Raw genomic sequence first — 24,057 nt, 5'->3', positions numbered from 1 at the left:
CAAGTCTAGCCAACTCCGGTCACATCACCGAACCGGGCGCGCCCCGAGGACCCCGAGCGGGCTACGGTCGGTGCGTGGACCTCTCCACCTGGCACCCCCACTACCTGCCCGCATGGTCGTCCCGGGCCGCCACCCGCGCGAGCCACCGGCTCGTCGACGGCTCGCTGGTCCTCGACGTGCCGGTCGAGCACCCGCTCTGGTGCCCCGGCGACCACGAGCCGCCGCTGCGGGTCTCCGGCCTGCAGTCGGGCAGCTGGTCGGGCCCGGTCGGCAGCACCCGGGGGCAGCAGCGCTTCCGCGAGGGGCAGACGGTGCGGGAGGAGCAGCCGCGCTTCGAGGGCTGGCTGCCCTCGGGCGGACGGGTGGCGATCCGGGCGTCCATGAGGCTCTCGGCCCGCTCGATGGCGGCGCTGTGGCTCAGCGGATTCGAGGACGACCCCGACCAGCTGCGCTGCGGCGAGCTCTGCGTCTTCGAGGTGTTCGGCAACGCCGTCGACGGCGGCGAGCACCCCTCGGCCGAGGTCGGCGTGGGCATCAAGGCCTTCCGTGACCCGGGCCTGACCCAGGACTTCGCGGCGCCCCGGCTGCCGATCGACGTGACCCGGCCGCACACCTACGCCGTGGAGTGGGACGCCGACGAGGCGGTCTTCAGCGTGGACGACGAGGTCCTGCGCCGCTGCGCCCGCCCGCCGACGTACCCGATGCAGCTGATGCTGGCCGTCTTCGACTTCCCCAGCTGGTCCGACGGCGACGACGACCACCTCGTGCCCCAGCTGGTCGTCGAGGACGTCGGACCCACGGTCTGACCCGCCGCGCCTGGGACGCCGCCCCCGGGGAGTGACGCCCGCGGGCGTCAGCGGTCCTCGGAGGCTTCCTCGTCGCCGTGGATGTCGATGCGCCAGCCGGTCAGGCGGGCGGCGAGGCGGGCGTTCTGGCCCTCCTTGCCGATGGCCAGCGACAGCTGGAAGCTCGGCACGACCACGCGCGCCGAGCGCTCGGCGAGGTCGACGATCTCGACGGAGTTGACGCGCGCGGGCGACAGGGCGCTGGCGACCATGGTGGCTGGGTCGTCGGACCAGTCGACGATGTCGATCTTCTCGCCGTGCAGCTCCGACATCACGTTGCGCACGCGCTGCCCCATGGGCCCGATGCAGGCGCCCTTGGGGTTGACCCCCGCGGCGTCGGTCATGACCGCGATCTTGGTGCGGTGGCCGGCCTCGCGGGCGATGGCCTTGATCTCCACGACGCCGCTGGCGATCTCGGGCACCTCGAGCGCGAAGAGCTTCTTCACCAGGTTGGGGTGGGAGCGCGACAGCGTGATCTGCGGGCCGCGCATGCCCTTGCGCACCGACACGACCAGGCACTTGATGCGGGTGCCGTGCTGGTAGTCCTCCCCCGGCACGCGCTCGCCCACGGGCAGGAGGGCCTCCAGCTTGCCGAGGTCGACCATGACGTCGGCGGGGTTGCGGCCCTGCTGGATGACACCGGAGATGATGTCGCCCTCCTTGCCGGAGAACTCCCCGAACCGGACGTCGTCCTCGGCGTCGCGCAGGCGCTGCAGCATGATCTGCTTGGCGGTCGTGGCGGCGATCCGGCCGAAGCCGTCGGGGGTGTCCTCGAACTCCCCCACCGCGTTGCCCTCGTCGTCGACCTCGGTGGCCAGCACGGTCACGTGGCCGGTCTTGCGGTCCAGCGTGACCCGCGCCTTCTCCTGGGCTCCCGGCGTCTTGTGGTAGGCCGTGAGGAGTGCCTGCTCGATCGCCTCGACCAGCACGGAGAAGGAGATCTCCTTCTCCCGCTCCAGCATCCTCAGGATGCTCATGTCGATGTCCATCAGGCGTCCCCTTCCTCGTCCTCGTCGGTGGCGTCGTCGACGTCGATGACGTCGTCGGCGGTCTTCTTGCGGTTGAACTCGATCTGCACGAGCGCCTTGTCGACGTCGGCGTAGGCCACCTCACGGACCTCGCCGGACACGTCGATCCGCGCCCGGGTCTCGTCGGTCTCGACGATGCGTCCCGTGAGGGCGGTGCCGTCGGTGAGCGTGACCTTGACCAGCCGGTCGGCGTTGCGCCGCCAGTGGCGCGGCAGCGTCAGCGGCCGGTCGACCCCGCGGGAGGTCACCTCGAGCGTGTAGGGGTGCTCCCCCATCACGTCGGAGGCCTCCAGCGCGGTGTCGATCACCCGCGTGGCCTCGGCGACGTCGTCGAGCGTGACCCCGCCGTCCTTGTCGACGGCCACGCGCAGGACGCGTCGCTTGCCGGCGGGGGTGACCTCGACCGCCTCGACGTCGAGCGCGAGCTCGCGCAGGGGGTCGGCGATCTCCGCCTCGATACGGCCTTGGATCTCGGCCTGCTTGGCGCTCATGGTGCGCGACCTCCCTGTGCTGTTGTGGGTGCTGCTGTGGTCACGATAGCCGCTCGCGGCGAGGACCCGGACACCCCGGCGATAGGGTCGCCGGGTGCCCCACCGCCCCGCCGCCGCCACTCGCCGTACGGCGCTGGGCGTGGCGCTGGGCGGGCTGCTCGTCACCACCGCGTGCGACCTCGACGACCTCGACCCGCGCAGCGACGCCGATCCCTCGGCCTCCCCCACGGCGCCCCCGGTCGACGCCGACACGGCCCTCGTCGCCGAGGTGGTCGCCGACATCGACGCCACCCTCGCGCGACTCCCGGCCGCCCGCAGCCTGGGCGCCCTGCCGGCCGAGCTCACCGCCCTGCACCTCGCCCACCGCGCCGCCCTCAGCGACGGCCCCGCGCCCACCCCGGTCGGCGGCGGCCGCAGGCTGGGCGCCGCGCCCGCGAGCGCGAAGGTGCGCCGGCTCGAGCGGGCGCACCAGTCCCGCCTGGACGAGGCCTGCCTGGCCGCCGGCAGCGGCGCGCTGGCCGCCCTGCTGGCGTCGATGTCCGCCGCGGTGTCCCAACGCCTCGCCTCGCTGCCGCAGGGGTCTCGATGAGCCCGCTCAGCGCCCTGCAGACGACGTTGGCCGCGGAGCACGCCGCCCTCTACGTCCTGGGAGTCCTCGGCGGCCAGACGTCGCAGTCGGCGAGCCCGACGCTGTTCGCCACGATCACGGCCACCTACGCCGACCATCGCGGCCGGCGCGACCACCTCGTCCGCGCGGTCACCGCGCTCGGCGGCACCCCCGTGGTGGCGGAGGTCGCCTACGACGTGCCGGCCGACCTCGCCACCCCGCAGGCGGTCACCCGGCGGGCGTGGCAGCTCGAGCGCGACTGCGCGGCGACGTACGCGTTCCTGGTGGCCAGCAGCACCGAGGACCTGCGCTCCTGGGCGCTGCGCTCGCTCCAGGCCTCGGCCGTGCGACAGCTCGCGTTCGGCGGCGCGCCCGAGCAGTTCCCCGGGCGGTCGGTCACCGGCTGAGCCGGCTCGAGCAAGGCGGCGACTGCGCTGCCCGGAAATGCCAGCGGTCCGCGAACTCGGCTTCCGGGGAGCGCCCGAGATGCTTCCCGGAAAGACGAGTACGCGGACCGCTGAGGCCTGGGACAGAGGCCTGGGGGGTGGGGGTGTCGGAGGGGACCTCGACCGAGTGGGACTGGTAGACGTTCTCTCCGCGAAGATCATGCAACAGGCCCGGCCCGGGCGATATGGGCCGTGAACACCACAAAGTTGCATTGCATGAACTTGCAGAACCGCCGGTCAGGAGCGGTAGGCGGTCCACATCTGCGACATCCGCGAGCTCTGCCCCGGGGTGAACTGGGTGTAGCAGGTGTCGTAGCTGTAGTCCATGTAGTTGTGGATGGGGTCGAGGCCCGGCAGGGAGCACGAGTCACGGCCCGCGGGGCACCCGTTGGTGGCGCTGCCCTGGGCCGGGGTGTCGGTCACCTCGTCGTTCGTGGCGGTGCAGCCGCCCTGGAACGTGTGGTAGAGCCCGAGCCAGTGACCGGCCTCGTGGGTGGCCGTCTCACCGAGGTTGTAGTTGGCCGCGCTGCCGCCCGGCAGGGAGGAGTACTGCACGCGGATGCCGTCGATGCCGGGGTTGCGGCTGTAGTCCCACGGGAAGGTCGCGACACCGAGGTAGCTGAAGTCGACGAGCCAGATGTTCAGCGCGTTGGCGCCGCCCTTGCGGGTCTGCTTGCGGTACGTCGTGCTGGCACCGTCGCGGTGCCAGGTGTCGTTGTAGAACCGGTCCGTGCCCGCGAGGGAGAAGGTGAAGCCGGTGTTGGCCGCGGAGCTCGACTCGGCGCCGCTGTAGGTCTTGTTGAGGACCTGGATCTGCTGGGTGATCTGGCTGGCGGTCACGTCTCCGGCGCCGTTCCTGCCGGCCATGACGTGGACGTAGACCGGGATCGACGCCGACGCGGCCGCGGCCTTGGCCGAGGTCGTTCCCTTCTTGGCCAGCAGCGCGCGGGTGCGGGCCGCGATGCGCTCCTGCTCCGCCGAGGAGACCTCACGGGTGTCCGGGCCGTGGCCGCCGCGTGCGGAGGAGGCGGGGGCCGCCTCCTGCTCGAGACAGGCGGGCCCGGTGTCGCGGGCGGGGGTCAGTGCGCTGGCGCCGACCGCCGTCAGGCTGAGGGTGGCGGCGCTGATGGTGCTCAAGGCGAGGAGCCGAAGTCCGAGACGCATGCGGTGTTCCGTTTCGTCGGGTCGCCCGGCCGAGTCCGAGCGGCTACGCCGCAGACTCTCCGCTCCCCCGCTCGCTCACGCCAGATCCTCCGGCTTGCGCAAACGCGCACTGCAGGAAGTTGCAGAAGTCGACCGGCGTGGGTAGACGTCAGCGCCAGCCGGCGACGATCTCCACGATGTCGGCCAGGTCGTGCGCCACGGCGTCCGGCTCGCCCTCCGTGTGGCCGACCTGCTCGCGCGGGATGGCGCTGTGGGGGACGTGGATGGCTCGGAGGCCGGCGTGGTGGGCACCCCAGATGTCGTCGAAGAGCCGGTCGCCGACGTAGACGCACCGCGCCGGGTCGGCGGCGCCGACCGCGTCCATGGCCGCGCGGAAGGCGTGCGGGGACGGCTTGGTCCAGGGGATCTCGCTGGAGTAGACGTCGCCGTCGATGAGGTGGGCGACGCCGTCGCGCTCGAAGATCCGCTCGTGCAAGGCGCGCGGCCAGATGGTGTTGGACAGCACCCCGACCCGCAGCCCGTCGGCGTGCAGCGACTCCCACAGCGGCCCGACGGCGGGGTCGGTGTAGGTGTGCGGCTCCCAGAAGTCGTAGTAGTGACGCAGCAGCTCGGGATCGTGCTCGAGGCCCGCCTCGGTGAAGAGGTCGGCGACCGTGGAGCTCTGCTGGTGGTCGCGCGAGCGACCCCAGATCGTGGCGCCCGCCTGGTGCAGCCGGGCCCGCGACGCCTCGACGTCGTCATGACCCACCACCGCCTGCGCGAGGGCCAGTGACTCGGCGTGGAAGTCGATGTCGTGCCACCGCGTGAGCGTGCCTCCCCAGTCGAAGATGACGGCGTCGACTCCGCAGGCTCCTGGCATGGCGGCATGCTAGCCAGACGCGCCGACACCGTAGGTTCGGGGCGTGGCCGGGATCGGGGAGCTCGCGGAGGGACCCCTCCACGCGGCCCTCAAGCAGTGGCTCTCGCGTCCCGGCGACGCCTTCGAGGTCAAGGTGGGCCGGTGGGTGGTCGACCTGGTGCGCGCCGACGGCGAGCTCGTCGAGGTGCAGACCGGCGGCTTCGGGCCGCTCGGCCCCAAGCTCGACGGCCTGCTCGACCAGCACCGGATGCGGATCGTGCACCCGGTCCCCGCCGTACGCCGCATCGTGCGCGTCGACGCCGACGGCGTGATCCTGTCCGAGCGCCGCTCGCCCAAGCGGTCCGGCGTGCTGGAGGTCTTCGACAAGCTGGTGGCCTTCCCCTCGCTCATCGGCCATCCGCACCTCGTCGTCGAGGTCCTGCTGTGCCGCGAGGACCACGTCCGCGCCCCCGCACCCACGCGCAGCCGGTCCGGCCGGCGCACCCGGGACCCCGGCGTGCGCCACCTCGCCGAGGTCGTCGGCCGCCACGAGCTGCGCCGGCCCGCGGACGTCCTGGGCCTGCTGGGCGCGCCGCTCCCGTCCGAGCCGTTCACGACCGCCGAGCTGGCGGCCCTCCTGGGCGTCCCGGCCGTCCTCGCCCAGCGCGTCGCCTACTGCCTGCGGCTGATGGAGCTCGTCGAGCCCGCCGGCCGTCGCGGCCCTGCTCCCCTGCACCGGGCCGTCGGTGGCTGAGGAGCGCCGTCAGGCGCGGACGAGGGCCACCAGGTGGTCGACGACACGCTCGGCGGTGACGTCGACGCGCTCGCCGGTCGCGCGGTCGCGGACCTCGACGGTGCCGGTCTCGGCGAGGCTCTTGCCGACGACGACGATGGTGGGGACACCGATGAGCTCGGCGTCCTTGAACTTCACGCCGGGGCTGATCTTGCCGGCGCGGTCGTCGTAGAGGACCTGCACGCCGGCGGCGTCGAGCTCGTGGGCGATGCGGTCGGCCGCGGCGAACACGTCGGCGTCCTTGCCTGCGGCGACGAGGTGCACGTCGGCGGGCGCCACGTTGCGGGGCCAGCACAGGCCGACGTCGTCGAGGGTGCCCTCGGCGATCGCGGCGACCGCGCGGGAGGGGCCGATGCCGTAGGAGCCCATCGTGACGGTGACCAGCTTGCCGTTCTCGTCGAGGACCTGCAGGTCCAGCGCGTCGGCGTACTTGCGGCCGAGCTGGAAGATGTGGCCCATCTCGATGCCGCGGGCCGACTCGAGGGTGCCGTCGTCGCAGACGGGGCAGGGGTCGCCGTCGCGTACGTCGGCGGCCTCGATCGTGCCGTCGGGGGTGAAGTCGCGGCCGGCCACGAGGTCCAGCACGTGGCTGCCCTCGACGTCGGCGCCGGTGACCCAGCGGGTCCCCTCGACCACGCGGGGGTCGACGAGGTAGCGGATCTCCGAGGCGCTCTTCTCGCCCAGGACGCCGGGGCCGATGTAGCCGCGCACCAGCGCGGGGTGCTTGCGCAGCTCGGCCTCGTCCATGGGCTCGACCTCGATGGGCTCGAGCTGGCCCTCGAGCCGCTTCTGGTCGACCTCGCGGTCACCGGGCAGGCCGATGGCCAGGGGCTCGCGGGTGCCGTCGGGGTGCTTGAGCACCACGAGGACGTTCTTGAGGGTGTCGCCGGCGTGCCAGGGGCGGTCCTCGCGGGGGAACGTCGCGTTGAGGTGGTCGACCAGGGTCTGGATGGTGGGCGTGGCGGGCGTCTGCTCCGCGTGGGCCTCGGGGACGTCGTCGTAGGGCAGGGGCGCGGGAGCGCGCACCGTGACGGCCTCGACGTTGGCGGCGTAGTCGCAGTGCGTGCAGCGGACATAGGTGTCCTCGCCGACCGCCGCCCGCGCCAGGAACTCCTCGGACTTGGAGCCGCCCATCGCGCCGGCGGTCGCCTTGACGATGACGTACTCGAAGCCCAGCCGGTCGAAGATCCGGATGTAGGCGTCGCGGTGGCGCTGGTAGCTCGCCTCCAGGCCGGCGTCGTCGACGTCGAAGGAGTAGGAGTCCTTCATGATGAACTCGCGCCCGCGCAGCAGCCCCGCACGGGGGCGCGCCTCGTCGCGGTACTTGGTCTGGATCTGGTAGATCGAGAGCGGCAGGTCCTTGTAGGACCGGTACATGTCCTTGACGACGAGGGTGAACATCTCCTCGTGCGTGGGCCCGAGCAGGTAGTCGTTGCCCTTGCGGTCCTGGAGGCGGAAGATGCCGTCGCCGTAGTCGGTCCAGCGTCCGGTCGCCTCGTAGGGCTCCTTGGGCAGCAGCGCGGGGAACGACAGCTCCTGCGCGCCGATGCCGTCCATCTCCTCGCGGATGATCGCCTCGATCTTGCGCAGCACCCGCAGGCCGAGCGGCAGCCAGGTGTAGATGCCGGGCGCGGCCCGGCGGATGTAGCCGGCACGGACCAGCAGCCGGTGGCTCGGGACCTCGGCGTCCACGGGATCCTCACGCAGGGTCCGCACGAACAGGCTCGACATCCTCAGCATCATGCGGTCAGGCTACTTCCGGCCCGACCGGCGCCGCGAACCAGTTCCCCGAACCCGTGCCCGCGACCGAACAACCTCCGGGCACCCCCGTGCGTCTACACGGTGTCACCGGGGCGAGCCCGGTGCGTCTCTCCGGGAGCAACAGATGAAGAAGACCATGAGCGTGCTGGTGGCGCTGGCGGCCGGCCTGACCGGCGTCCTGGCGCTCGGCGCCCCCGCGCAGGCGGCCGAACCGGTGGTGCTGCGGCCCGCGGACCTGCCGCGCGGCGCCGACGTCCGTGTCCCCCACCTGGAGGGCCGCACCGTCGTCGACGGTGACCGCCGGGTCCGGGTCCGCGGCGGCGACCGGGTGGTGCTGCTGGGCCGCTCCGGGGACGCCTACGTCGTCGGCGTGAGCGGCGACGACGACGGGCGCGGCTCCATCCGCCTCGTGCGCCCGGGCGCAGCGGCTCGGGTGGTGCTGCGCGGGGTGCCGGTCTTCGAGACCGTGCTCTCCGGCGACGGACAGCACCTCGTCCGCGCCTCGGCCAGCACGGCCCGGCGGACCCGGGTCATGGTCAACCGGGCCAGCGACGGCGCCCTGGTGCGCCAGCGCACGTTCCCCGGCTCGGCCAAGGTCCTCGACGCCGGCGGCGGCCGCGTGGTCCTCGGCTCGTGGGGCCCCGACCGGACCCTGTCCTGGAGCTTCGCCACCGACACGACCACCACGCTCGTGCGGCGCGCCGGCTACGCCGCCAGCATCGAGGCCGACCGGCTGGCGACGTACTCGCGCGACCCCTACGACGGCGGCTGCTCCGTGGTGCGCCGGCTCGCCGCGCCCCGCGGCACGCTGTGGCGCTCGTGCGACGAGCGGGTGGCGGCGTTCGCCCCCGGAGCGACGCGACTGGCGACGATCGGGATCCTCAGCGACGGCCTCGGCCCCACCGAGGTGCGCCTGCGCAAGGCCGGCGGCCGGCTGGTCGCGCGCTACGCGGCGCGCTGGTTCGGGTCGATCTCGTTCGAGAGCGAGCGGGCGCTGCTGCTGGACACCAACGGCACGAGGAAGGCCGCCACCGTGCGCTGCACGGCCACGCGGTGCGTGCGCGCCTCGGCGCTGCGACCGGTGCCGACCTACTGACCCGCTTCGGGCGTGCTCAGCCCCGGGTGGCGGCGTAGGCCGCCTTGAGCATCGGCCACTGCAGCGGCAGCCGGCCGAACGCCGCCACCTTGACGCCCGTCCGCCGGCTGCGGGTGGAGTCCATCGCCATCTTGACGTTGCCCGGGTAGACCCCGAGCAGCAGCGCGATGCTCCCCCAGCCGGCGACGCGGCGGGTGGCGGGCGCCAGCAGCCCGGCCGCCAGCGCCAGCTCGGCCACCCCGCTGCCCAGGATCACCTCGCGGTGCGCGGGCACCCAGCGGGGCATCAGCGGCTCGTAGGCCTGCGGCCTGGCCAGGTGGACCGCGCCGCTCACGGCGAAGATGGCGGCCAGGGCGCGGGTGCTGGGAGTGAGGCTCATCGGGCGATCGTAGGAGCGGCGCGGTGAAAACGCCGCGCGGGGGCCGAGGTGCGACGTACCCTTCGCCGACCCGTCCCGGCTGAGGAGCCAACGAATGAGCGGCTACGAGCCACCCGTGCAGCACCCCTACCCCTACGCCGGTGCGCCGCTCAAGGCCGACACCTCCGGATGGGCCATCGCGGCGTTCTGCGCCGCGCTTCTCTACGCGGTGAGCGAGGTGGTGTCGCTGCTGTCCTCGGTGCCGCTCGCGCGGGAGGTGGAGTCCTCCGGGACCCTCGACACCGTGTCGGCACTCGTGCTGCTGCTCAACGGAGGCGCCGCTCTGCTCGGGCTCCTCGCTGTCGTCACGGCCTGGGTCCTGACCTGCGTGTGGCTGATGAAGGCGCGCGACAACGCCTTCCTGCTGAGCCCTGGCATCCGTCAGCGTCGCGGGACTGCCTGGCTGTGGCTCGGCTGGCTGGTCCCCTTCGCCAACGTCGTCGTGCCCTTCCAGGTCGTGTCCGACGTCCTGCGCGGCTCCGAGCAGCGCAGCCGGGGCGCCAAGGGCGAGACGGCCCTCCTCGGCTGGTGGTGGGCCTGCTGGCTGGTCATTCTCGTCGGGGGTCGCATCCACTCCCGGATGCTCGACGGGGTGGGCACCGTCAACGGGTTCTCCGCCGACGCCGTGCGCAACGTCGCGGTCGTGCTGGCGCTCCTCACCGTGGCCGGCATCGTGCTGTGGGGGCTGGTGGTCCGCCGGGTGGTGGACGCCCAGGGCCGCGCCGAGCTGCCGGCGACCCGCTAGAACATCACGGTGGAGAAGCGCGCGCTCTCGCGGAAGCCGACCGCCTCGTAGACGCGGCGGGCCGGGGCGTTCCACTCGTTGACGTAGAGCGACACCGTGGGCGCGATCTCGTGCTGCACGAAGTCCACGACCGCCGCCATGCCGGCGACCGCGAGGCCCTCGCCGCGGCGGTCCGCAGGCACCCAGACACCCTGGACCTGCGCGGCGTCCTCGGTGGCGCAGGCGACCTCGGCCTTGAACACCACTCGGCCCTCGTCGAAGCGGGCGAAGGACCAGCCGCGGCTGGTGAGCTGGGTGACCCGGGCGCGGTAGAGGTCGGCGCCGCCGCCGGCCTCGGGAGACACCCCCACCTCCTCGGTGTACATCGCCACGCAGGCGGGGTAGAGCGCGGCCATGTCCTGCCGCGTCGTACGCCGGACGCGGTGGTCGGCCTCGACGTGCGGCGGCTCGTCGATCACCAGGTGCGGCTGCTGCCACCGGAGCTCGCGGGGCTTGCCCCAGGACTCGGCGACGTGGTTCCAGAACGACTCGACGGCCTCGTGGGGCCCGACGATCGTGGACACGCTGCGGCTGCGGGTCAGGGCCCGCTCGGCGAAGGCGCGGGCGTCGTCGGCCGAGGCCTGGATCGGGACCAGGTTGGCGCCGACGTGGCAGGCCGCGACCAGCTCGCCGTTGTCGAACCTGCCCCACACCTCGCCGCCGAGCCAGCGCGGCTCGAGGCTCGTGGTGCGGGCGCGGTAGAGGGCGAAGACGTTGACCACCGGGTCCTGGCCGGCCAGCGCGAGGAACGCGTCGAGGTCGGCTGACCCCAGGGGACGGACGCCGTGGCGCGTGACGGTCGGCACGTGGGAAGCCTAAGCGGCGGGGACGCGGACGGGTACCGGTGGCGTCGGACGGCTCAGGAGACGGTGACCGAGGCCGCGGCGCCGTCGACGGACTCCATGCCCTCGGCGATGCGCATGGCCTCCTCGATCAGGGTCTCGACGATCTGCGACTCGGGGACGGTCTTGATGACCTCGCCCTTGACGAAGATCTGACCCTTGCCGTTGCCGGACGCGACGCCGAGGTCGGCCTCGCGGGCCTCGCCGGGACCGTTGACGACGCAGCCCATGACGGCCACGCGCAGCGGCACCTCCATGCCCTCGAGACCGGCGGTGACCTGCTCGGCCAGGGTGTAGACGTCGACCTGGGCGCGCCCGCAGCTGGGGCAGCTGACGATCTCGAGCTTGCGGGGGCGCAGGTTGAGCGACTGCAGGATCTGGATGCCGACCTTGACCTCCTCCACCGGAGGCGCGGACAGGGAGACCCGGATGGTGTCGCCGATGCCCTTGCTCAGCAGCGCGCCGAAGGCGGTCGCCGACTTGATCGTGCCCTGGAAGGCCGGGCCGGCCTCGGTCACCCCGAGGTGCAGCGGCCAGTCGCCCTCGGCCGCGAGCAGCTCGTAGGCACGGACCATGACCACGGGGTCGTTGTGCTTGACCGAGATCTTGAAGTCGCGGAAGCCGTGCTCCTCGAAGAGGCTCGCCTCCCACTTGGCCGACTCCACGAGCGCTTCGGGGGTGGCCTTGCCGTACTTCTCCAGCAGCCGCGGGTCCAGCGACCCGGCGTTGACGCCGATGCGGATCGAGGTGCCGCGGTCCTGGGCGGCGCGGGCGATCTCCTTGACCTGGTCGTCGAACTTGCGGATGTTGCCGGGGTTGACCCGCACGGCCGCGCAGCCGGCGTCGATCGCCGCGAAGACGTACTTCGGCTGGAAGTGGATGTCCGCGATGACCGGGATCTGGGAGTGCGTCGCGATGTCGGCGAGCGCGTCGGCGTCGTCCTGGCTCGGGCACGCGATGCGCACGATGTCGCACCCCGTGGCGGTGAGCTCGGCGATCTGCTGCAGGGTCGCGTTGACGTCGGAGGTGAGCGTGGTCGTCATCGACTGCACGGACACCGGGTGGTCACTGCCGACCCCCACCTTGCCCACCTGGATCTGGCGGGTCTTGCGGCGTGGAGCGAGCACGGGAGGCGGCGCCTCCGGCATGCCGAGGCTGATGGCGGTCATGTCCCCAGGCTACTGGCCGGTCGTCCGGATCCCTCAGTCGCTGGGTGTGACCTCGCCCCCGGTGTCCGCGGTGGGTCAGCCCTGCACGTGGAGGGGGACGACCAGGTCGCCGACGATCAGGACGACGCCCATGACCAGCATCGCCGAGGCGACGACGTAGGCGATGGGCAGGAGCTTGGCGGCGTCGACGTAGCCGGGGTCGGGGCGGCCGCGCAGGCGGGCCAGGCGGCGACGGGTCGCCTCCCAGAGCGCGCTGGCGATGTGGCCGCCGTCGAGGGGCAGGAGCGGGAGGAAGTTGAAGAGACCGATGAAGAGGTTGAAGCCGGCGATCAGCATCAGCAGGAAGACGGTCTTCTCGGTCACGTTGAGGACGTCGTGGGAGACGGTCTCGCCCGCGATGCGGCCGCCACCGACGATGCTGACGGGGCTGTCCTCCGCGCGCTCCTCGACACCGACGATGGCCTTGGCGACGCCCCAGACCTTGACCGGGAGAGTGCCGAGCGCCTTGACGGTGTCGACCGTCATCGTGCCCATCTGGCCGAGGGTGTAGATCGGGCCGCCGGTCTCGACCACCTCGCGCGTCTCCGGGGCGACCCCGAGGAAGCCGACCTTGCGCAGCGTGTCGTCGGTCTCGGAGGTGGGCCGCGCCTCGACCGTCGTGCTGGTCGAGCCGGTGAGCTGCTGCCCCTTCCGGGTGTAGCCGATGACGGCGTCCCCGTCGGCGTTGCCGCGGATCAGGTCGCGCAGCTGGTCCCAGCTGGTCACGGCCGTGCCGTTGAAGGAGGTGATGACGTCGCCGGGACGCAGGCCGGCCTCGTAGGCGGGTGCGTCGGGGTCATCGGCCTTGCACTTACGGCCCTCGTCCTCGAAGGCGAGGACGCATCGGTTGACGCTGCTCACCTCGGGCGCGCCCGGCGCGACCTCCATGGAGTGCTGGCCGTAGGTCGCGAAGACGCCCCAGAAGATGAAGAACGCGATCAGCAGGTTGACCGTCGGGCCGCCGGCCATCACGACGACCTTCTTCCACGACGCCATCTTGTAGAAGAGTCGGTCGCTGTCCTCGGGCTTCACGAGCTCCCACTCGGCCGCGCGGGCATCCGAGATCAGCTGGGTGAACATGCCGGTGTTGGACTTGCGGATGCGCGTGACGGTGTTGCCCTCGGCGTCGACGGTGACCTCGTCCGCGAGGTCGTCGGCCCCGGGCGGGAGCATCCCGACGATCTTGACGTAGCCGCCGAGCGGGATCGCCTTCACGCCGTACTCGGTCTCGCCGACCTGCTTGCTCCACACGGTGGGGCCGAAGCCGATGAAGTACTGGGTGACCTTCCCGCCGAAGCGCTTGGCCGGGATCATGTGGCCCAGCTCGTGCAGGCCGATCGAGACCAGGATGGCGACGACGAAGACGACGACGCCGAGCAGGTAGAAGAGGGCGGTCACGCAGGTCTCCCGATGAGGGTGCTGGTCTCGGTGCGGGCCCAGGCGTCGGCGGCCAGGATGTCGTCGACGCTCAGCCCGTCCTCCGAGGGTACGTCGTGGCGCGCAAGCACCGCGTCCACCGTGGGGACGATGTCGGTGAAGGCCAGCCGGCCCGCGCGGAACTCCTCCACGCAGACCTCGTTGGCGGCGTTGTAGACCGCCGGGGCCGTGGCACCCCGCTCCCCCGCGCGGCGGGCCAGCGACACCGCCGGGAACGCCTCGTCGTCGAGCGGGAAGAACTCCCACGTCTCCGGGCGGCTCCAGTCGACCGGCGGCGCGGCGTCGGGCACCCGGTCGGGCCACGACAGCCCGAGCGCGATCGGGATCAGCATGGTGGGCGGGCTCGCCTGCACGAGCGTGGACCCGTCGACGAACTCCACCATCGAGTGCACGACCGACGTGGGGTGCACGACCACCTCGATGCGGTCGAAGGGGATCCCGAAGAGCAGGTGCGCCTCGATGACCTCCAGCCCCTTGTTGACCAGGGTCGCGGAGTTGATCGTGATGACCGGGCCCATGTCCCAGGTCGGGTGCGCCATCGCCTGCTCCGGGGTGACCTCGGTGAGCTCGTCGCGGGTCCGCCCTCGGAACGGGCCGCCGCTGGCGGTGAGCACGAGGCGGCGTACCTCCTCGGGGCGGCCGCCGCGCAGGCACTGCGCGAGCGCGCTGTGCTCGGAGTCGACCGGGACGATCTGGTCGGGGCTCGCCCGCTCCAGGACCAGCGGGCCGCCCATGATCAGCGACTCCTTGTTGGCCAGCGCCAGCGTCGTGCCGGCATCCAGGGCGGCCAGGGTCGGGCGCAGCCCCACCGCGCCGGTGATGCCGTTGAGCACCACGTCGCACGCCATCGACGCCGCCTCCACGGAGGCGTCCTCCCCCAGCCCGGAGTACGCCGGGGCGAACTCCGCCACCTGCTGCTCGAACAGCTCGGGCTGGGACCCGCCGGCGGTGAGGGCGACCACCCGGAAGCGGTCGGGGTTGGCGCGGACCAGGTCCAGCGCCTGGGTGCCGACGGAGCCGGTGCTGCCGAGGATCGCGACGTCTCTCACCCGGGCATCCTCCCGCACTAACCTCGACCCATGAGCATCGTGCAGGAACGCCGCCTCGTCACGGAGGTCCCCGGCCCCGAGTCGCGGAAGCGGCTGGAGCGCAAGAAGCAGCACGTGGCCGACGGGGTCGGCACCATGCTGCCGGTCTTCGTGGTGGCCGCAGGCGGCGGCGTGCTGCAGGACGTCGACGGCAACTCGCTGATCGACCTGGGCTCCGGCATCGCGGTGACCACCGTCGGCAACGCCGCGCCCCACGTCGTACGCCGGGCGAGCGAGCAGCTGGCGGCGTTCACGCACACCTGCTTCATGATCACGCCGTACGACGGCTACGTCGACGTGTGCGCCGAGCTGGCCGAGCTGACGCCCGGCGACCACGCGAAGAAGTCGGCGCTCTTCAACTCCGGCGCCGAGGCGGTCGAGAACGCCGTCAAGGTCGCCCGGGTCGCCACCGGGAAGGACGCCGTCGCGGTCTTCGACCACGCCTACCACGGTCGCACCAACCTCACGATGGCCATGACCGCCAAGAACATGCCCTACAAGGACGGCTTCGGGCCGTTCGCCGGCGAGGTCTACCGCGCACCGATGTCCTACCCGTTCCGCGACGGCCTGTCCGGCGAGGAGGCCGCCGCGCGCGCGATCGACGTGCTCGAGAAGCAGGTGGGCGCGGCCAACCTCGCCTGCGTCGTCATCGAGCCGGTCCAGGGCGAGGGCGGCTTCATCGTCCCGGCGCCGGGCTTCCTCCCCGCGATCGCGGCGTGGGCGCGCGAGCACGGCGTCGTCTACGTCGCCGACGAGATCCAGACGGGCTTCTGCCGCACCGGCGACTGGTTCGCGAGCGACCACGAGAGCGTCGTGCCGGACCTCGTGACGACCGCCAAGGGCATCGCCGGCGGCCTGCCGCTCGCCGCCGTCACCGGGCGCGCCGAGCTCATGGACAGCGTGCACGTCGGCGGCCTCGGCGGGACCTACGGCGGCAACCCGGTCGCCTGCGCCGCCGCGCTCGGCGCGATCGAGGAGATGCGCGAGCACGACCTTCCGGCCCGCGCCCGCGAGATCGGCGCCACCATGGCCGGCCGCCTGGCCTCGCTGCAGGAGACCTACGCCGTGATCGGCGACGTCCGCGGTCGCGGCGCCATGATGGCGATCGAGCTCTGCACCCCTGGCACGACCGAGCCCGACGCCGCCCGGGCGGCCGCCGTGGCGGCGTACTGCCACGCCCACGGCGTCGTCGTCCTCACCTGCGGCACCTACGGCAACGTCTTCCGCTTCCTGCCGCCCCTCGCCATCCCCGACGCCCTGCTCGCCGAGGCGTTCGACGTGGTCGAGGAGGCCTTCGCCGCCACCGGAGGGTGAGTCAGGGAGTGGCCTCGGGCTCGCCGCGCCAGGTGTCGTCGGAGTGGGCGAGGTCGGTCTGGACGCGCGGGTCGTCGGCGTCGGCGAAGTAGTCGCCCGGCTCGGTGGCGTCGCGGCCGTTGGAGACCTTGGCGGCGTTGAGCACCAACGACAGGACCACGGTCACGACCAGGTTGAGCGCGAACGCCGTCATGGCGATGTAGCCCATGTCGCCCAGCCCCGGGATCTCCCCCAGCGAGCCGCCGAAGTGCTTGCCGGTGGCGGGGTTGATGACCTGGTAGGCCTTGATCGTCCCGTAGACCATGCCGGCCGCCCATCCGACGAGCAGCGCCGTGCGGTGGAACCACCGCGTGTAGAGGCTGAACACGATGGCCGGGAAGGTCTGCAGGATCCAGATGCCACCGAGCAGCTGGAAGTTGATGGCGTTCTGCTTGTCGAGGGTGAGCACGAAGACCAGCGCGAACGCCTTGACCACCAGCGACATCAGCTTGGAGACCTTGGCCTCCTGCTGCGGGGTCGCGTCCTTCTTCAGCCACTCCTTGTAGATGTTGCGGGAGAACGTGTTGGCCGCCGCGATGGACATGATCGCCGCCGGCACCAGCGCGCCGATCGCGATCGCGGCGAAGGCCACGCCCGCGAACCAGTCGGGGAAGAAGTCCTCGAACAGCTGCGGGATCACCAGCTGCGGGTTGACCTTCCCGTCGAGGCCCGTCGGGTCGGTGCCGGCCGCAATGGCCACCCAGCCGAGGAGCGCGAGCAGCCCCAGCACGAAGGAGTACGCCGGCAGCAGGGCCGCGTTGCGGCGCACGGTGTTGCGGCTGCCCGACGACAGGCTCGCGGTGATGGAGTGCGGGTACATGAACAGCGCCAGCGCCGATCCCAGGCCCAGCGTGGCGTAGGCCCACATCTGGCCCGTCTCAGGGACGAACGAGCCGGTGGGCGAGGCCTCCATCTTCTTCTCGGCCGAGCCGAAGATGTTGTCCCAGCCACCCACCTGGGAGGGCAGGTAGACGATCGCCACGATGATGACGACGTAGATCAGGATGTCCTTGACGAAGGCGATCACCGCCGGCGCGCGCAGCCCCGAGGAGTAGGTGTAGGCCGCGAGCACCGCGAACGCCACCAGCAGCGGGGCGTCCTTGGCGATGACGTTGTCCGAGCCACCGACGCCCGCGACCTCGAGCACGGCCTGGATGCCGACGAGCTGGAGCGCGATGTAGGGCATCGTCGCGATGAAGCCGGTGACCGCGACCGCCAGCGACAGCGAGCGGTCGTCGTAGCGCCCGCGCACGAAGTCGGCGGTGGTGACGTAGCCGTGGCGTTGGCTGACCGACCACAGCCGTGCCATGAAGATGAAGATGATCGGGTAGAGCACGATCGTGTAGGGCACCGCGAAGAAGCCGGCGACGGCGCCGGTGGCGAACATCGCGGCGGGCACGGCCACGAACGTGTAGGCGGTGTAGAGGTCACCGCCGAGCAGGAACCACGTGATCCAGGTGCCGAACTTGCGACCGCCCAGGCCCCACTCGTCGAGGCTGTCGAGGCTCTCGGCGCGCTTGAAGCGCGACGCCATGAAGCCCAGCACCGTCACCACCAGGAACAGCGCGATGAGGACGACCAGCGCGACGGTGTTGACCCCGCCGCCAGTCACCATCGGCGTGACCGCGTGGGCCACGGGCGCGCTCATCGGCCCTCACCCTTCGGCTTGCGGGGGGCGCGCGCCGACAGCGTGAGCTTGTAGGCGCTCCACGTCATCGCCGAGCAGAGGAACACCCAGAGGAACTGGTACCAGAAGAAGAACGGGAAGCCGAAGAGCTTCGGATCCTCCCGCGCATAGCTGGACACCCACATGAGGGCGATGACCGGCAGGGCGAGCAGCACGCCGGCCGCCGCCATCTTGCGCTTGTCGGTGACCGGGACGTCGGGCGTGCCGGTGCGCGATGTGTCTTTCCCGAGACTCATGAGGCGGGAGGCTACCTGTGATCGCCGCCACCTCTTGACGCGTGTCAATCCGTCCGGTTCGATCCAAGGATGACCTTCGACACGATCATCACCGGCGGCCTGTGGTTCGACGGCACCGGTGCGGCTCCCGCGCGCCGTGACCTCGGGATCCGCGACGGCCACGTGGTCGAGGTCTCGGCTGAGCCTCTGGACCCCGCCGGCTGCCCCGAGGTGATCGACGCGGCCGGGCGCTGGGTCCTGCCCGGCATGGTCGACATCCACACCCACTACGACGTCGAGGTGCTCAAGGACCCGCACCTGCCCGAGTCGCTGCGCCACGGCGTCACCACGATCCTGCTCGGCTCGTGCTCGCTCTCCACGGTCCACGTGGGCGGCGTCGACGCCGGCGACCTGTTCGGGCGCGTCGAGGCGATCCCCCGCCAGCACGTCATCCGCTCGGTCGAGGAGGCCAAGACCTGGTCCACGGCGCAGGAGTACGTCGCCGCGCTCGAGTCGCTGCCCCTGGGCCCGCACCTGGCGGCGTTCATCGGCCACTCCGACATGCGCACCGCGACCATGGGGCTGGACCGCGCCACCCGCAAGAACGTCAGGCCGTCGCGCGGCGAGCAGTCGCGCATGGAGTCGATGCTCACCGAGGCGCTCGACGCCGGCTTCGTCGGGATGTCGGCCCAGCAGCTGCTCTTCGACAAGCTCGACGGCGACGCGTGCCGCTCGCGCACCCTGCCGTCGACGTACGCGAAGTGGCGCGAGATGCGCGGCCTGCGCCGCATCCTGCGCTCACGCGAGCGCGCGCTGCAGGCCGGCCCCGACGCCAGCCACCCGCACACGATCGTCACCCAGGCGCTGGGCTCGATCGGCCTGGGCTCGATCGGCCTGGGCAGGACGAAGCCGCTCAAGACCAGCCTGCTCTCGGCCGCCGACATCAAGGCGATCCCGTTCATCATCCACCTGATGCGCCTGCTCGCCGCGGTCGTCAACCGCGCCGGCGCGGACTTCAAGTGGCAGCACCTGCCGGTGCCGTTCGAGGTCTACGCCGACGGCATCGACCTGGTGATCTTCGAGGAGTTCGGCTCCGGCGCCGCCGCGCTCCACCTGCAGGAGAAGATGGCGCGCGACGAGCTGATGCGCGACGAGGACTACCGCCGCCGCTTCCGCAAGGACTACGACTTCAAGTACGGCCCCCGAGTCTGGCACCGCGACTTCTTCGACGCCGAGATCGTCGAGTGCCCCGACGCCTCGGTCATCGGCAAGTCCTTCGGGCAGGTCGGCGTCGAGCGCGGCGGCCTGCACCCGGTCGACGCCTACCTCGACCTGGTCCTCGAGCACGGCACCGCGCTGCGCTGGCGCACCACCATCTCCAACCACCGCCCCGAGATCCTCAAGAAGATGGCGAAGAGCCCCGGCGTGCAGATGGGCTTCTCCGACGCCGGCGCCCACCTGCGCAACATGGCGTTCTACAACTTCGGCCTGCGCCTGCTGAAGCACGTCCGCGACGCCGAGCAGGCCGGGCGCCCCTTCATGCCCATGGAGCGCGCGGTCCACCGCCTCACCGGTGAGCTTGCCGACTGGTACGGCATCGACGCCGGCCACCTGCGCCTCGGCGACCGCGCCGACCTCTTCCTGCTCGACCCCACCCGCCTGGACGACTCGCTGACCGAGTACGCCGAGGCGCCGGTCGCGCAGTACGACGGGCTCTCCCGCATGGTCAACCGCAACGACGCCACCGTCCCGCTCGTGATGGTCGGCGGACGCGTGGTGTGGCGCGACGGCGACGCGACCGACGTACTCGGCAAGGAGCGGACGGGTCGCTTCCTGCGCGCCGGCGAGAAGGCGCCGGCCGTGCGCACGAGCGAGCCGGCGGCCGCGACCCCGGTGCCGACCCCCTGAGGCGCCGGAGAGAGCAGTCGAGTCAGCGTCTCGGGTGAGTCGAGCGCCACGTCAGGGCGGCGAGAGCCAGCACGAGCAGCGTGGCGCCGACGTTGACGAGGTACGTCGTCGCGTTGCGCCCGCCATCCACCGGGACCACCAGGAACCCGCCCAGCGCCCGGGACAGCAGCACGCCGACCGCGAGGGCTGCCAGATGGCGATCGGTCCAGCGGGGACAGGCGCCCCAGTGGACCAACGCCAGCGCCAGGACGCCGAGGCCCGCGACGGTCACCACCAGAGCGGGCCAGACCACCGACCAGCCGAGCGCCGACTCCACGGCCATGCCGATCAGCACCAGCACCACCGGGGGCGGCGGCCGCCAGGCGCGAGTGGGGGTCCGCCATGACCGCAGCGCCAGCCAGGCCAGGGCCGCCACGAGGACGAGCGCGCCCACGAGCTGTCCCGTGGACAGCTGCCAGCCCTCCGAGGACAGGTGGTCGGCGTGCACCAGCACCGCCGCGGCGAGGTACAGGACACCCAGCGCGGGCGCGGACCCACGACCCAGCCAGGCACGCGCCCCGTCGCGGGAGGCGACCATGACGATCGCCAGCGGGGCGCCGAAGGAGCCGACCGTGTGCCCGAGCACGAACGCCACCGCAGCGTAGGCCGAGAAATCCAGGCCGGGCACGTAGGTCGGCTGCCAGAGGTCGCTCCAGCCCGCGAAGTCCCGGTAGTCGGCGTTGACGACGCTCTGGTCGATGACGACCGCCTGCAGCACGCCGAGCGCGGTCAGGAGCAGGAGCAGCCCCGGCCATCCGAGACCCCGTCGTACGGCGACCTCCCGCGCCAGCAGCGCCGGTGCGCCGTACAAGGGGGCGAGCACGAGCAGCCCACCCAGCAGGGTCAGCAGGCCGTCGGTCGAGACGTCGTAGGCCGACAGGTACTCCGCGCACACCGGGGACAGCAGCAGGACGGCGAGGACCGGGACCCCTCGAGTGCGCATGCCTCGAGTGCAGCAGCCGGGTGCGGCACCTGCCAGGAGCGGAGGTCCACGCCCGGGCGACTTAGGTAGCGTCTCGACACCGACCGACGAGGGAGCACGGCAGTTCGTTCTCTCGCCGAGTGCCTCGGCTGAGACGCACGACGGCCCCGCTCGTGGAGCGGGGCCGTCGCCGGCGAAGCGGGTGGTGTCACTGGTGCATGGAGCGCGGGATGCTGTTGTTGGCGACGCGGTTCTCGGCGTCGATCATCCAGGCGAGCTGCTCGAGGCGCTCGAGGATGGTGTGCAGGATGTCGGCGGAGGTGGGGTCCTCGGCGTCGACGTCGTCGTGGATGCGGCGGGCCGTGCCGGCGGTCGCGTAGAGCGCGGCCACGATCGCGTCGACCGTGTCGGCGGTGTCGATCTCCTCGGTGGGGAGGTCGGGCAGGCTCGTGGTGGCCGCGACGGTCTTCGAGCGCGCGTCCGGGGTGATGTAGACCGCGCGCATCCGCTCGGCCACGACGTCGGAGAACCCGCGCGCCGCGTCGACGACCTCGTCCAGGACCAGGTGGGTGTCACGGAAGTTCTTGCCGACGACGTTCCAGTGCAGCTGCTTGCCCTGCAGGTGGAGGTCGGTGAGGTCCACGAGGAGCTGCTGGAGGTGGCCACCGAGCTGAGGCGTGGCCTGGAAGGCCGGGTGAGCGGTGTGCTGGGGGTTCATGGTCTGGGTCACGGGTGGTGCCTCTCGTCTCGACGAACGTGGTGCTGTCCGTCCATCCAAGCGGCTTTTCTGGAATGGTTCCAGTAAGGCGAGCCTAGGCTGACGGACCGAAGCCCGTCGGTCGCACGACCTTGGCGGGCACCCCGGCGACGATCGTGTGCGCGGGCACGTCCTTGGTGACGACCGCGCCGGCTCCGACCACCGCGCCGTCGCCGATGGTGACGCCGGGCACCACCGTGACCGACGCGCCCAGCCAGACCCGACGCCCGATCACGATCGGCGCCGGCACCATGTCGGCGCGGCGGTCGGGGTCGACGGCGTGGTTGAGGGTGGTCAGCGTGCTGCCGTGGCCGATGAGGGTGCCGTCGCCGATGGAGATGCCGCCGGTGTCCTGGAAGCGGCAGCCGAGGTTGACGAAGACGTCCCTGCCGAAGGTGAGGCCCTTGCCGAACTCGCTGTAGAACGGCGGGAACACCGTCACCGACTCGTCCACCTCGGTGCCGGTGAGCTGGCTCAGCAGGGCGCGGACCTCCTCCGGCGTGCGGTAGCCGGTGTTGATCTGCGCGACGGTCCGCAGCGCCTCCTGGGCTGCACCGTGCATGAACCGGTGCAGCTCTGACCCGCCCTCGATCACCGCCCCGGTGCGCACGTGGGCGCGGAACTGCGCCAGGTCTGTCATCGAATGTCTCCTCCGTCGGCTCGGCGTCCTCTCGAGTGAAGCCGAGGCGCGGGCAGTGAGGAAGGCACTGGCGAGGGGTGTACCCGCAGGGCGCCCTTCGCGGCCGGGCACACCCACCGACTCCGCTTAGGGTCGACACGTGGACAACCGTCGGGAGGTCAGCGAGTTCCTCACCACGCGCCGCGCCCGCCTCACCCCGGACCAGGTGGGGCTCCCGACCACCGGCACCCGGCGGGTGCCGGGTCTGCGGCGCAGCGAGGTGGCCTCCCTCGCGGGCCTCAGCGTGGAGTACTACGCGCGCCTCGAGCGCGGCCAGGTCGCCGGTGCCTCCTCAGGCGTCCTGGAGGCGCTGGCCCGAGCGCTGCAGCTCGACGAGACCGACGGCGCCCACCTCTACGACCTCGCGCGCGCCGCCGACGGCGTCCCCACCTCGGGCCGGGCGCGGCGGCGTACGCCGGAGAGGGCCGTGTCGCGACCCAGCCTGCGCTGGGCGCTGGACGCCGTCACCGACGGCGTGGCCTTCATCCGCGACGGGCGCCAGGACCTGCTCGCCACCAACGCCTTGGGCCGCGCCTTCTACTCGCCGGTGATCGGCGAGGGCGGTCGGGTCCCCAACCTCGCCCGCTTCCAGTTCCTCGACCCCGCCGCGCGGGACTTCTACCCCGACTGGGACCTGCTCGCCGCGATGTGCGTCGCCAACCTGCGCACGGAGGCCGGCCGCGACCCCCACGACCGTGGTCTCCAGGACCTCGTCGGCGAGCTGTCCACGCGCAGCGAGACGTTCCGCCGACTGTGGGCGCAGCACGACGTGCGCACCCACGGGACCGGCACGAAGCGCTTCGCGCACCCGGTCGTGGGTGAGCTGACGCTGGCCTACGAGGAGCTGGCGATCACCGCCGAGCCCGGGCTCGCGCTGCTCGTCTACACCGCCGAGCCGGGCTCCCCCTCCGCCGAGCGGCTGGGGCTGCTCGCCTCGTGGACGGCGCCCGCCGACCTCCCCCGCGCGAACGGCTGAGGGGCACCCCCGGCCCGAGGCGGTCCGGAGCAGGTGCGAGGAAGCGTGTCTCAGTGACCTGATGCGGCGATCTGCGCCCGGAGACCGGCGACGAGGGTCTCCGTGCTGAACGACCACGCCGAGGTCGGGTCGTGACCCTCGAGCGCGTGGAATCGCGGGAAGGACTCGGCCGGCAGCTCGTCCATGGCGGTCTCGAGCTGCTGACCGCGCGCCGCCATGCTGCGCTCGGTGCCGACCATGAGTCCGACGAAGGCGACGGACTTCACGGCGCCGTACGCGTCCTGCGGGGAGAGGCCCGCCTCGCCGAAGGCGCCCAGGGCGACCTCGAACGACGCCGCCGCGCGCGGGCCCTGGACCGGTCGGTGGGAGAACGCCGCGAAGGCCCCCGGGTGCTGGCCGGCCAAGGTGTCCATCGCGGAGAGGAAGCTGCGGGTCCACTCCTCCCAGCCCAAGGGGGTGACGGGCAGGTGCGCCTCGTCGAGCAGGGCCTCGACGATCCCGTCGGTGATCGCGTCGCGCGTCTCGACGTGGTTGTAGAGCGAGGTGACGTGGACGCCCAGCTCCCCCGCGATCCGCCGCAGGGTCACCGCGTCGAGCCCGTCACGGTCGGCCATGGCCACCGCGCAGGTCAGGATCCGCTCTCGCGTCAGGGCCGCCACACCGCGGAGCCTAGCG

24 protein-coding genes and 1 pseudogene are annotated in these 24,057 nt (G+C 72.1%); 9 read left to right on the top strand and 16 right to left on the bottom strand.

Translation table 11 applies throughout. The features are described 5' to 3' along the window. Window positions 1-74 precede the first annotated feature (74 nt). On the top strand, window positions 75-806 hold the full coding sequence (locus E4622_RS03520; protein WP_134738674.1) for a glycoside hydrolase family 16 protein: 732 nt from the start codon (window positions 75-77) through the stop codon (window positions 804-806). Window positions 807-853: 47 nt separating this feature from the next. On the opposite strand, the gene nusA is transcribed toward E4622_RS03520, so the two are convergent. Both nusA and rimP read right to left on the bottom strand, forming a co-directional pair. After that, window positions 854-1,834, bottom strand: coding sequence for a transcription termination factor NusA (gene nusA, locus E4622_RS03515; RefSeq protein ID WP_134738673.1), 981 nt, complete (start codon window positions 1,832-1,834; stop codon window positions 854-856). Beyond that, entirely contained in the window at window positions 1,834-2,364 is a 531-nt protein-coding gene (gene rimP, locus E4622_RS03510) for a ribosome maturation factor RimP (protein WP_134738672.1), read from the bottom strand. Before rimP ends, nusA begins: the two co-directional genes overlap by 1 nt. Before the next feature lie 94 nt (window positions 2,365-2,458). On the opposite strand from rimP, the gene E4622_RS03505 reads away from it, so the two are divergent. Both E4622_RS03505 and E4622_RS03500 read left to right on the top strand, forming a co-directional pair. Next, window positions 2,459-2,953, top strand: a complete 495-nt coding sequence (locus tag E4622_RS03505) for a hypothetical protein (RefSeq protein WP_134738671.1) — start codon at window positions 2,459-2,461, stop codon at window positions 2,951-2,953. Further along, window positions 2,950-3,378 carry a ferritin-like domain-containing protein gene (locus E4622_RS03500; RefSeq protein WP_134738670.1) on the top strand — a complete coding sequence of 143 codons (429 nt, stop codon included), beginning with the start codon at window positions 2,950-2,952 and terminating at the stop codon, window positions 3,376-3,378. Before E4622_RS03505 ends, E4622_RS03500 begins: the two co-directional genes overlap by 4 nt. A 276-nt stretch (window positions 3,379-3,654) precedes the next feature. Here E4622_RS03500 and E4622_RS03495 read toward each other — a convergent pair whose 3' ends face one another. After that, the gene (locus tag E4622_RS03495) at window positions 3,655-4,554 is read right to left on the bottom strand and encodes a zinc metalloprotease (RefSeq protein ID WP_245155862.1); all 900 of its coding nucleotides are present in this window, start codon (window positions 4,552-4,554) and stop codon (window positions 3,655-3,657) included. A 175-nt stretch (window positions 4,555-4,729) separates the two neighbouring features. Next, complete coding sequence (locus E4622_RS03490; protein WP_134738668.1) at window positions 4,730-5,440, bottom strand: HAD family hydrolase; 711 nt, start codon at window positions 5,438-5,440, stop codon at window positions 4,730-4,732. A gap of 43 nt (window positions 5,441-5,483) precedes the next feature. On the opposite strand from E4622_RS03490, the gene E4622_RS03485 reads away from it, so the two are divergent. Further along, complete coding sequence (locus E4622_RS03485; RefSeq protein WP_134738667.1) at window positions 5,484-6,173, top strand: hypothetical protein; 690 nt, start codon at window positions 5,484-5,486, stop codon at window positions 6,171-6,173. A gap of 15 nt (window positions 6,174-6,188) precedes the next feature. Here the strand turns inward: E4622_RS03485 and E4622_RS03480 are convergent. After that, a pseudogene (locus tag E4622_RS03480) lies at window positions 6,189-7,955 on the bottom strand (proline--tRNA ligase); the annotation flags it as partial. Between the two features lie 142 nt (window positions 7,956-8,097). Here E4622_RS03480 and E4622_RS03475 point away from each other — a divergent pair. Then, entirely contained in the window at window positions 8,098-9,069 is a 972-nt protein-coding gene (locus E4622_RS03475; RefSeq protein ID WP_134738665.1) for a hypothetical protein, read from the top strand. Between the two features lie 16 nt (window positions 9,070-9,085). On the opposite strand, the gene E4622_RS03470 is transcribed toward E4622_RS03475, so the two are convergent. Further along, complete coding sequence (locus E4622_RS03470; RefSeq protein ID WP_134738664.1) at window positions 9,086-9,448, bottom strand: DoxX family protein; 363 nt, start codon at window positions 9,446-9,448, stop codon at window positions 9,086-9,088. Window positions 9,449-9,542: 94 nt separating this feature from the next. Here E4622_RS03470 and E4622_RS03465 point away from each other — a divergent pair, with 94 nt between their 5' ends. Then, window positions 9,543-10,232 (top strand): DUF4328 domain-containing protein, encoded by a 690-nt coding sequence (locus E4622_RS03465; RefSeq protein WP_134738663.1) that lies wholly within the window; start codon window positions 9,543-9,545, stop codon window positions 10,230-10,232. Here the strand turns inward: E4622_RS03465 and E4622_RS03460 are convergent. From E4622_RS03460 to dxr, 4 genes are all read right to left on the bottom strand, one after another. Further along, window positions 10,229-11,077 carry a GNAT family N-acetyltransferase gene (locus E4622_RS03460; protein WP_134738662.1) on the bottom strand — a complete coding sequence of 283 codons (849 nt, stop codon included), beginning with the start codon at window positions 11,075-11,077 and terminating at the stop codon, window positions 10,229-10,231. The two genes, E4622_RS03465 and E4622_RS03460, sit on opposite strands and share 4 nt — an antisense overlap. Window positions 11,078-11,130: 53 nt before the next feature. Further along, window positions 11,131-12,282 carry a flavodoxin-dependent (E)-4-hydroxy-3-methylbut-2-enyl-diphosphate synthase gene (gene ispG, locus E4622_RS03455; RefSeq protein ID WP_134738661.1) on the bottom strand — a complete coding sequence of 384 codons (1,152 nt, stop codon included), beginning with the start codon at window positions 12,280-12,282 and terminating at the stop codon, window positions 11,131-11,133. A gap of 75 nt (window positions 12,283-12,357) precedes the next feature. Continuing rightward, window positions 12,358-13,719, bottom strand: coding sequence for a site-2 protease family protein (locus tag E4622_RS03450; protein ID WP_134738660.1), 1,362 nt, complete (start codon window positions 13,717-13,719; stop codon window positions 12,358-12,360). Then, window positions 13,716-14,807 (bottom strand): 1-deoxy-D-xylulose-5-phosphate reductoisomerase, encoded by a 1,092-nt coding sequence (gene dxr, locus E4622_RS03445; RefSeq protein ID WP_209021769.1) that lies wholly within the window; start codon window positions 14,805-14,807, stop codon window positions 13,716-13,718. Before dxr ends, E4622_RS03450 begins: the two co-directional genes overlap by 4 nt. A gap of 30 nt (window positions 14,808-14,837) precedes the next feature. Here dxr and gabT point away from each other — a divergent pair, with 30 nt between their 5' ends. Beyond that, window positions 14,838-16,160: a 4-aminobutyrate--2-oxoglutarate transaminase gene (gene gabT / locus E4622_RS03440; RefSeq protein WP_134738659.1), complete on the top strand. Its 1,323-nt coding sequence runs from the start codon at window positions 14,838-14,840 to the stop codon at window positions 16,158-16,160. Window position 16,161: 1 nt separating this feature from the next. Here the strand turns inward: gabT and E4622_RS03435 are convergent, their stop codons facing one another. Then, on the bottom strand, window positions 16,162-17,847 hold the full coding sequence (locus E4622_RS03435) for a sodium:solute symporter (protein ID WP_280633740.1): 1,686 nt from the start codon (window positions 17,845-17,847) through the stop codon (window positions 16,162-16,164). Further along, window positions 17,844-18,122 (bottom strand): DUF3311 domain-containing protein, encoded by a 279-nt coding sequence (locus E4622_RS03430; RefSeq protein ID WP_245155861.1) that lies wholly within the window; start codon window positions 18,120-18,122, stop codon window positions 17,844-17,846. The genes E4622_RS03435 and E4622_RS03430 overlap by 4 nt, the downstream gene beginning before the upstream one ends. A 69-nt stretch (window positions 18,123-18,191) precedes the next feature. Here E4622_RS03430 and E4622_RS03425 point away from each other — a divergent pair, with 69 nt between their 5' ends. Next, a complete protein-coding gene (locus tag E4622_RS03425) occupies window positions 18,192-20,009 on the top strand; it encodes an amidohydrolase family protein (RefSeq protein ID WP_134738658.1) in 1,818 nt (605 codons plus the stop codon). A gap of 22 nt (window positions 20,010-20,031) precedes the next feature. On the opposite strand, the gene E4622_RS03420 is transcribed toward E4622_RS03425, so the two are convergent. From E4622_RS03420 to E4622_RS03410, 3 genes are all read right to left on the bottom strand, one after another. Next, on the bottom strand, window positions 20,032-20,991 hold the full coding sequence (locus E4622_RS03420; RefSeq protein ID WP_134738657.1) for a hypothetical protein: 960 nt from the start codon (window positions 20,989-20,991) through the stop codon (window positions 20,032-20,034). Window positions 20,992-21,178: 187 nt separating this feature from the next. Then, on the bottom strand, window positions 21,179-21,700 hold the full coding sequence (locus E4622_RS03415) for a DNA starvation/stationary phase protection protein (protein ID WP_245155860.1): 522 nt from the start codon (window positions 21,698-21,700) through the stop codon (window positions 21,179-21,181). Between the two features lie 82 nt (window positions 21,701-21,782). Next, window positions 21,783-22,367: a DapH/DapD/GlmU-related protein gene (locus E4622_RS03410; RefSeq protein WP_134738656.1), complete on the bottom strand. Its 585-nt coding sequence runs from the start codon at window positions 22,365-22,367 to the stop codon at window positions 21,783-21,785. A 139-nt stretch (window positions 22,368-22,506) separates the two neighbouring features. Between E4622_RS03410 and E4622_RS03405 the strand changes: the two genes are divergently transcribed. Continuing rightward, complete coding sequence (locus E4622_RS03405; RefSeq protein ID WP_134738655.1) at window positions 22,507-23,382, top strand: helix-turn-helix transcriptional regulator; 876 nt, start codon at window positions 22,507-22,509, stop codon at window positions 23,380-23,382. A 50-nt stretch (window positions 23,383-23,432) separates the two neighbouring features. On the opposite strand, the gene E4622_RS03400 is transcribed toward E4622_RS03405, so the two are convergent. Continuing rightward, window positions 23,433-24,041 carry a TetR family transcriptional regulator gene (locus tag E4622_RS03400; RefSeq protein ID WP_167735962.1) on the bottom strand — a complete coding sequence of 203 codons (609 nt, stop codon included), beginning with the start codon at window positions 24,039-24,041 and terminating at the stop codon, window positions 23,433-23,435. Window positions 24,042-24,057: the final 16 nt, after the last annotated feature.

The organism is Nocardioides sp. 503 (assembly GCF_004522095.1).
Classification (GTDB): Bacteria; Actinomycetota; Actinomycetes; order Propionibacteriales; family Nocardioidaceae; genus Nocardioides.
This window is presented reverse-complemented; position numbering and strand designations above follow the sequence as displayed.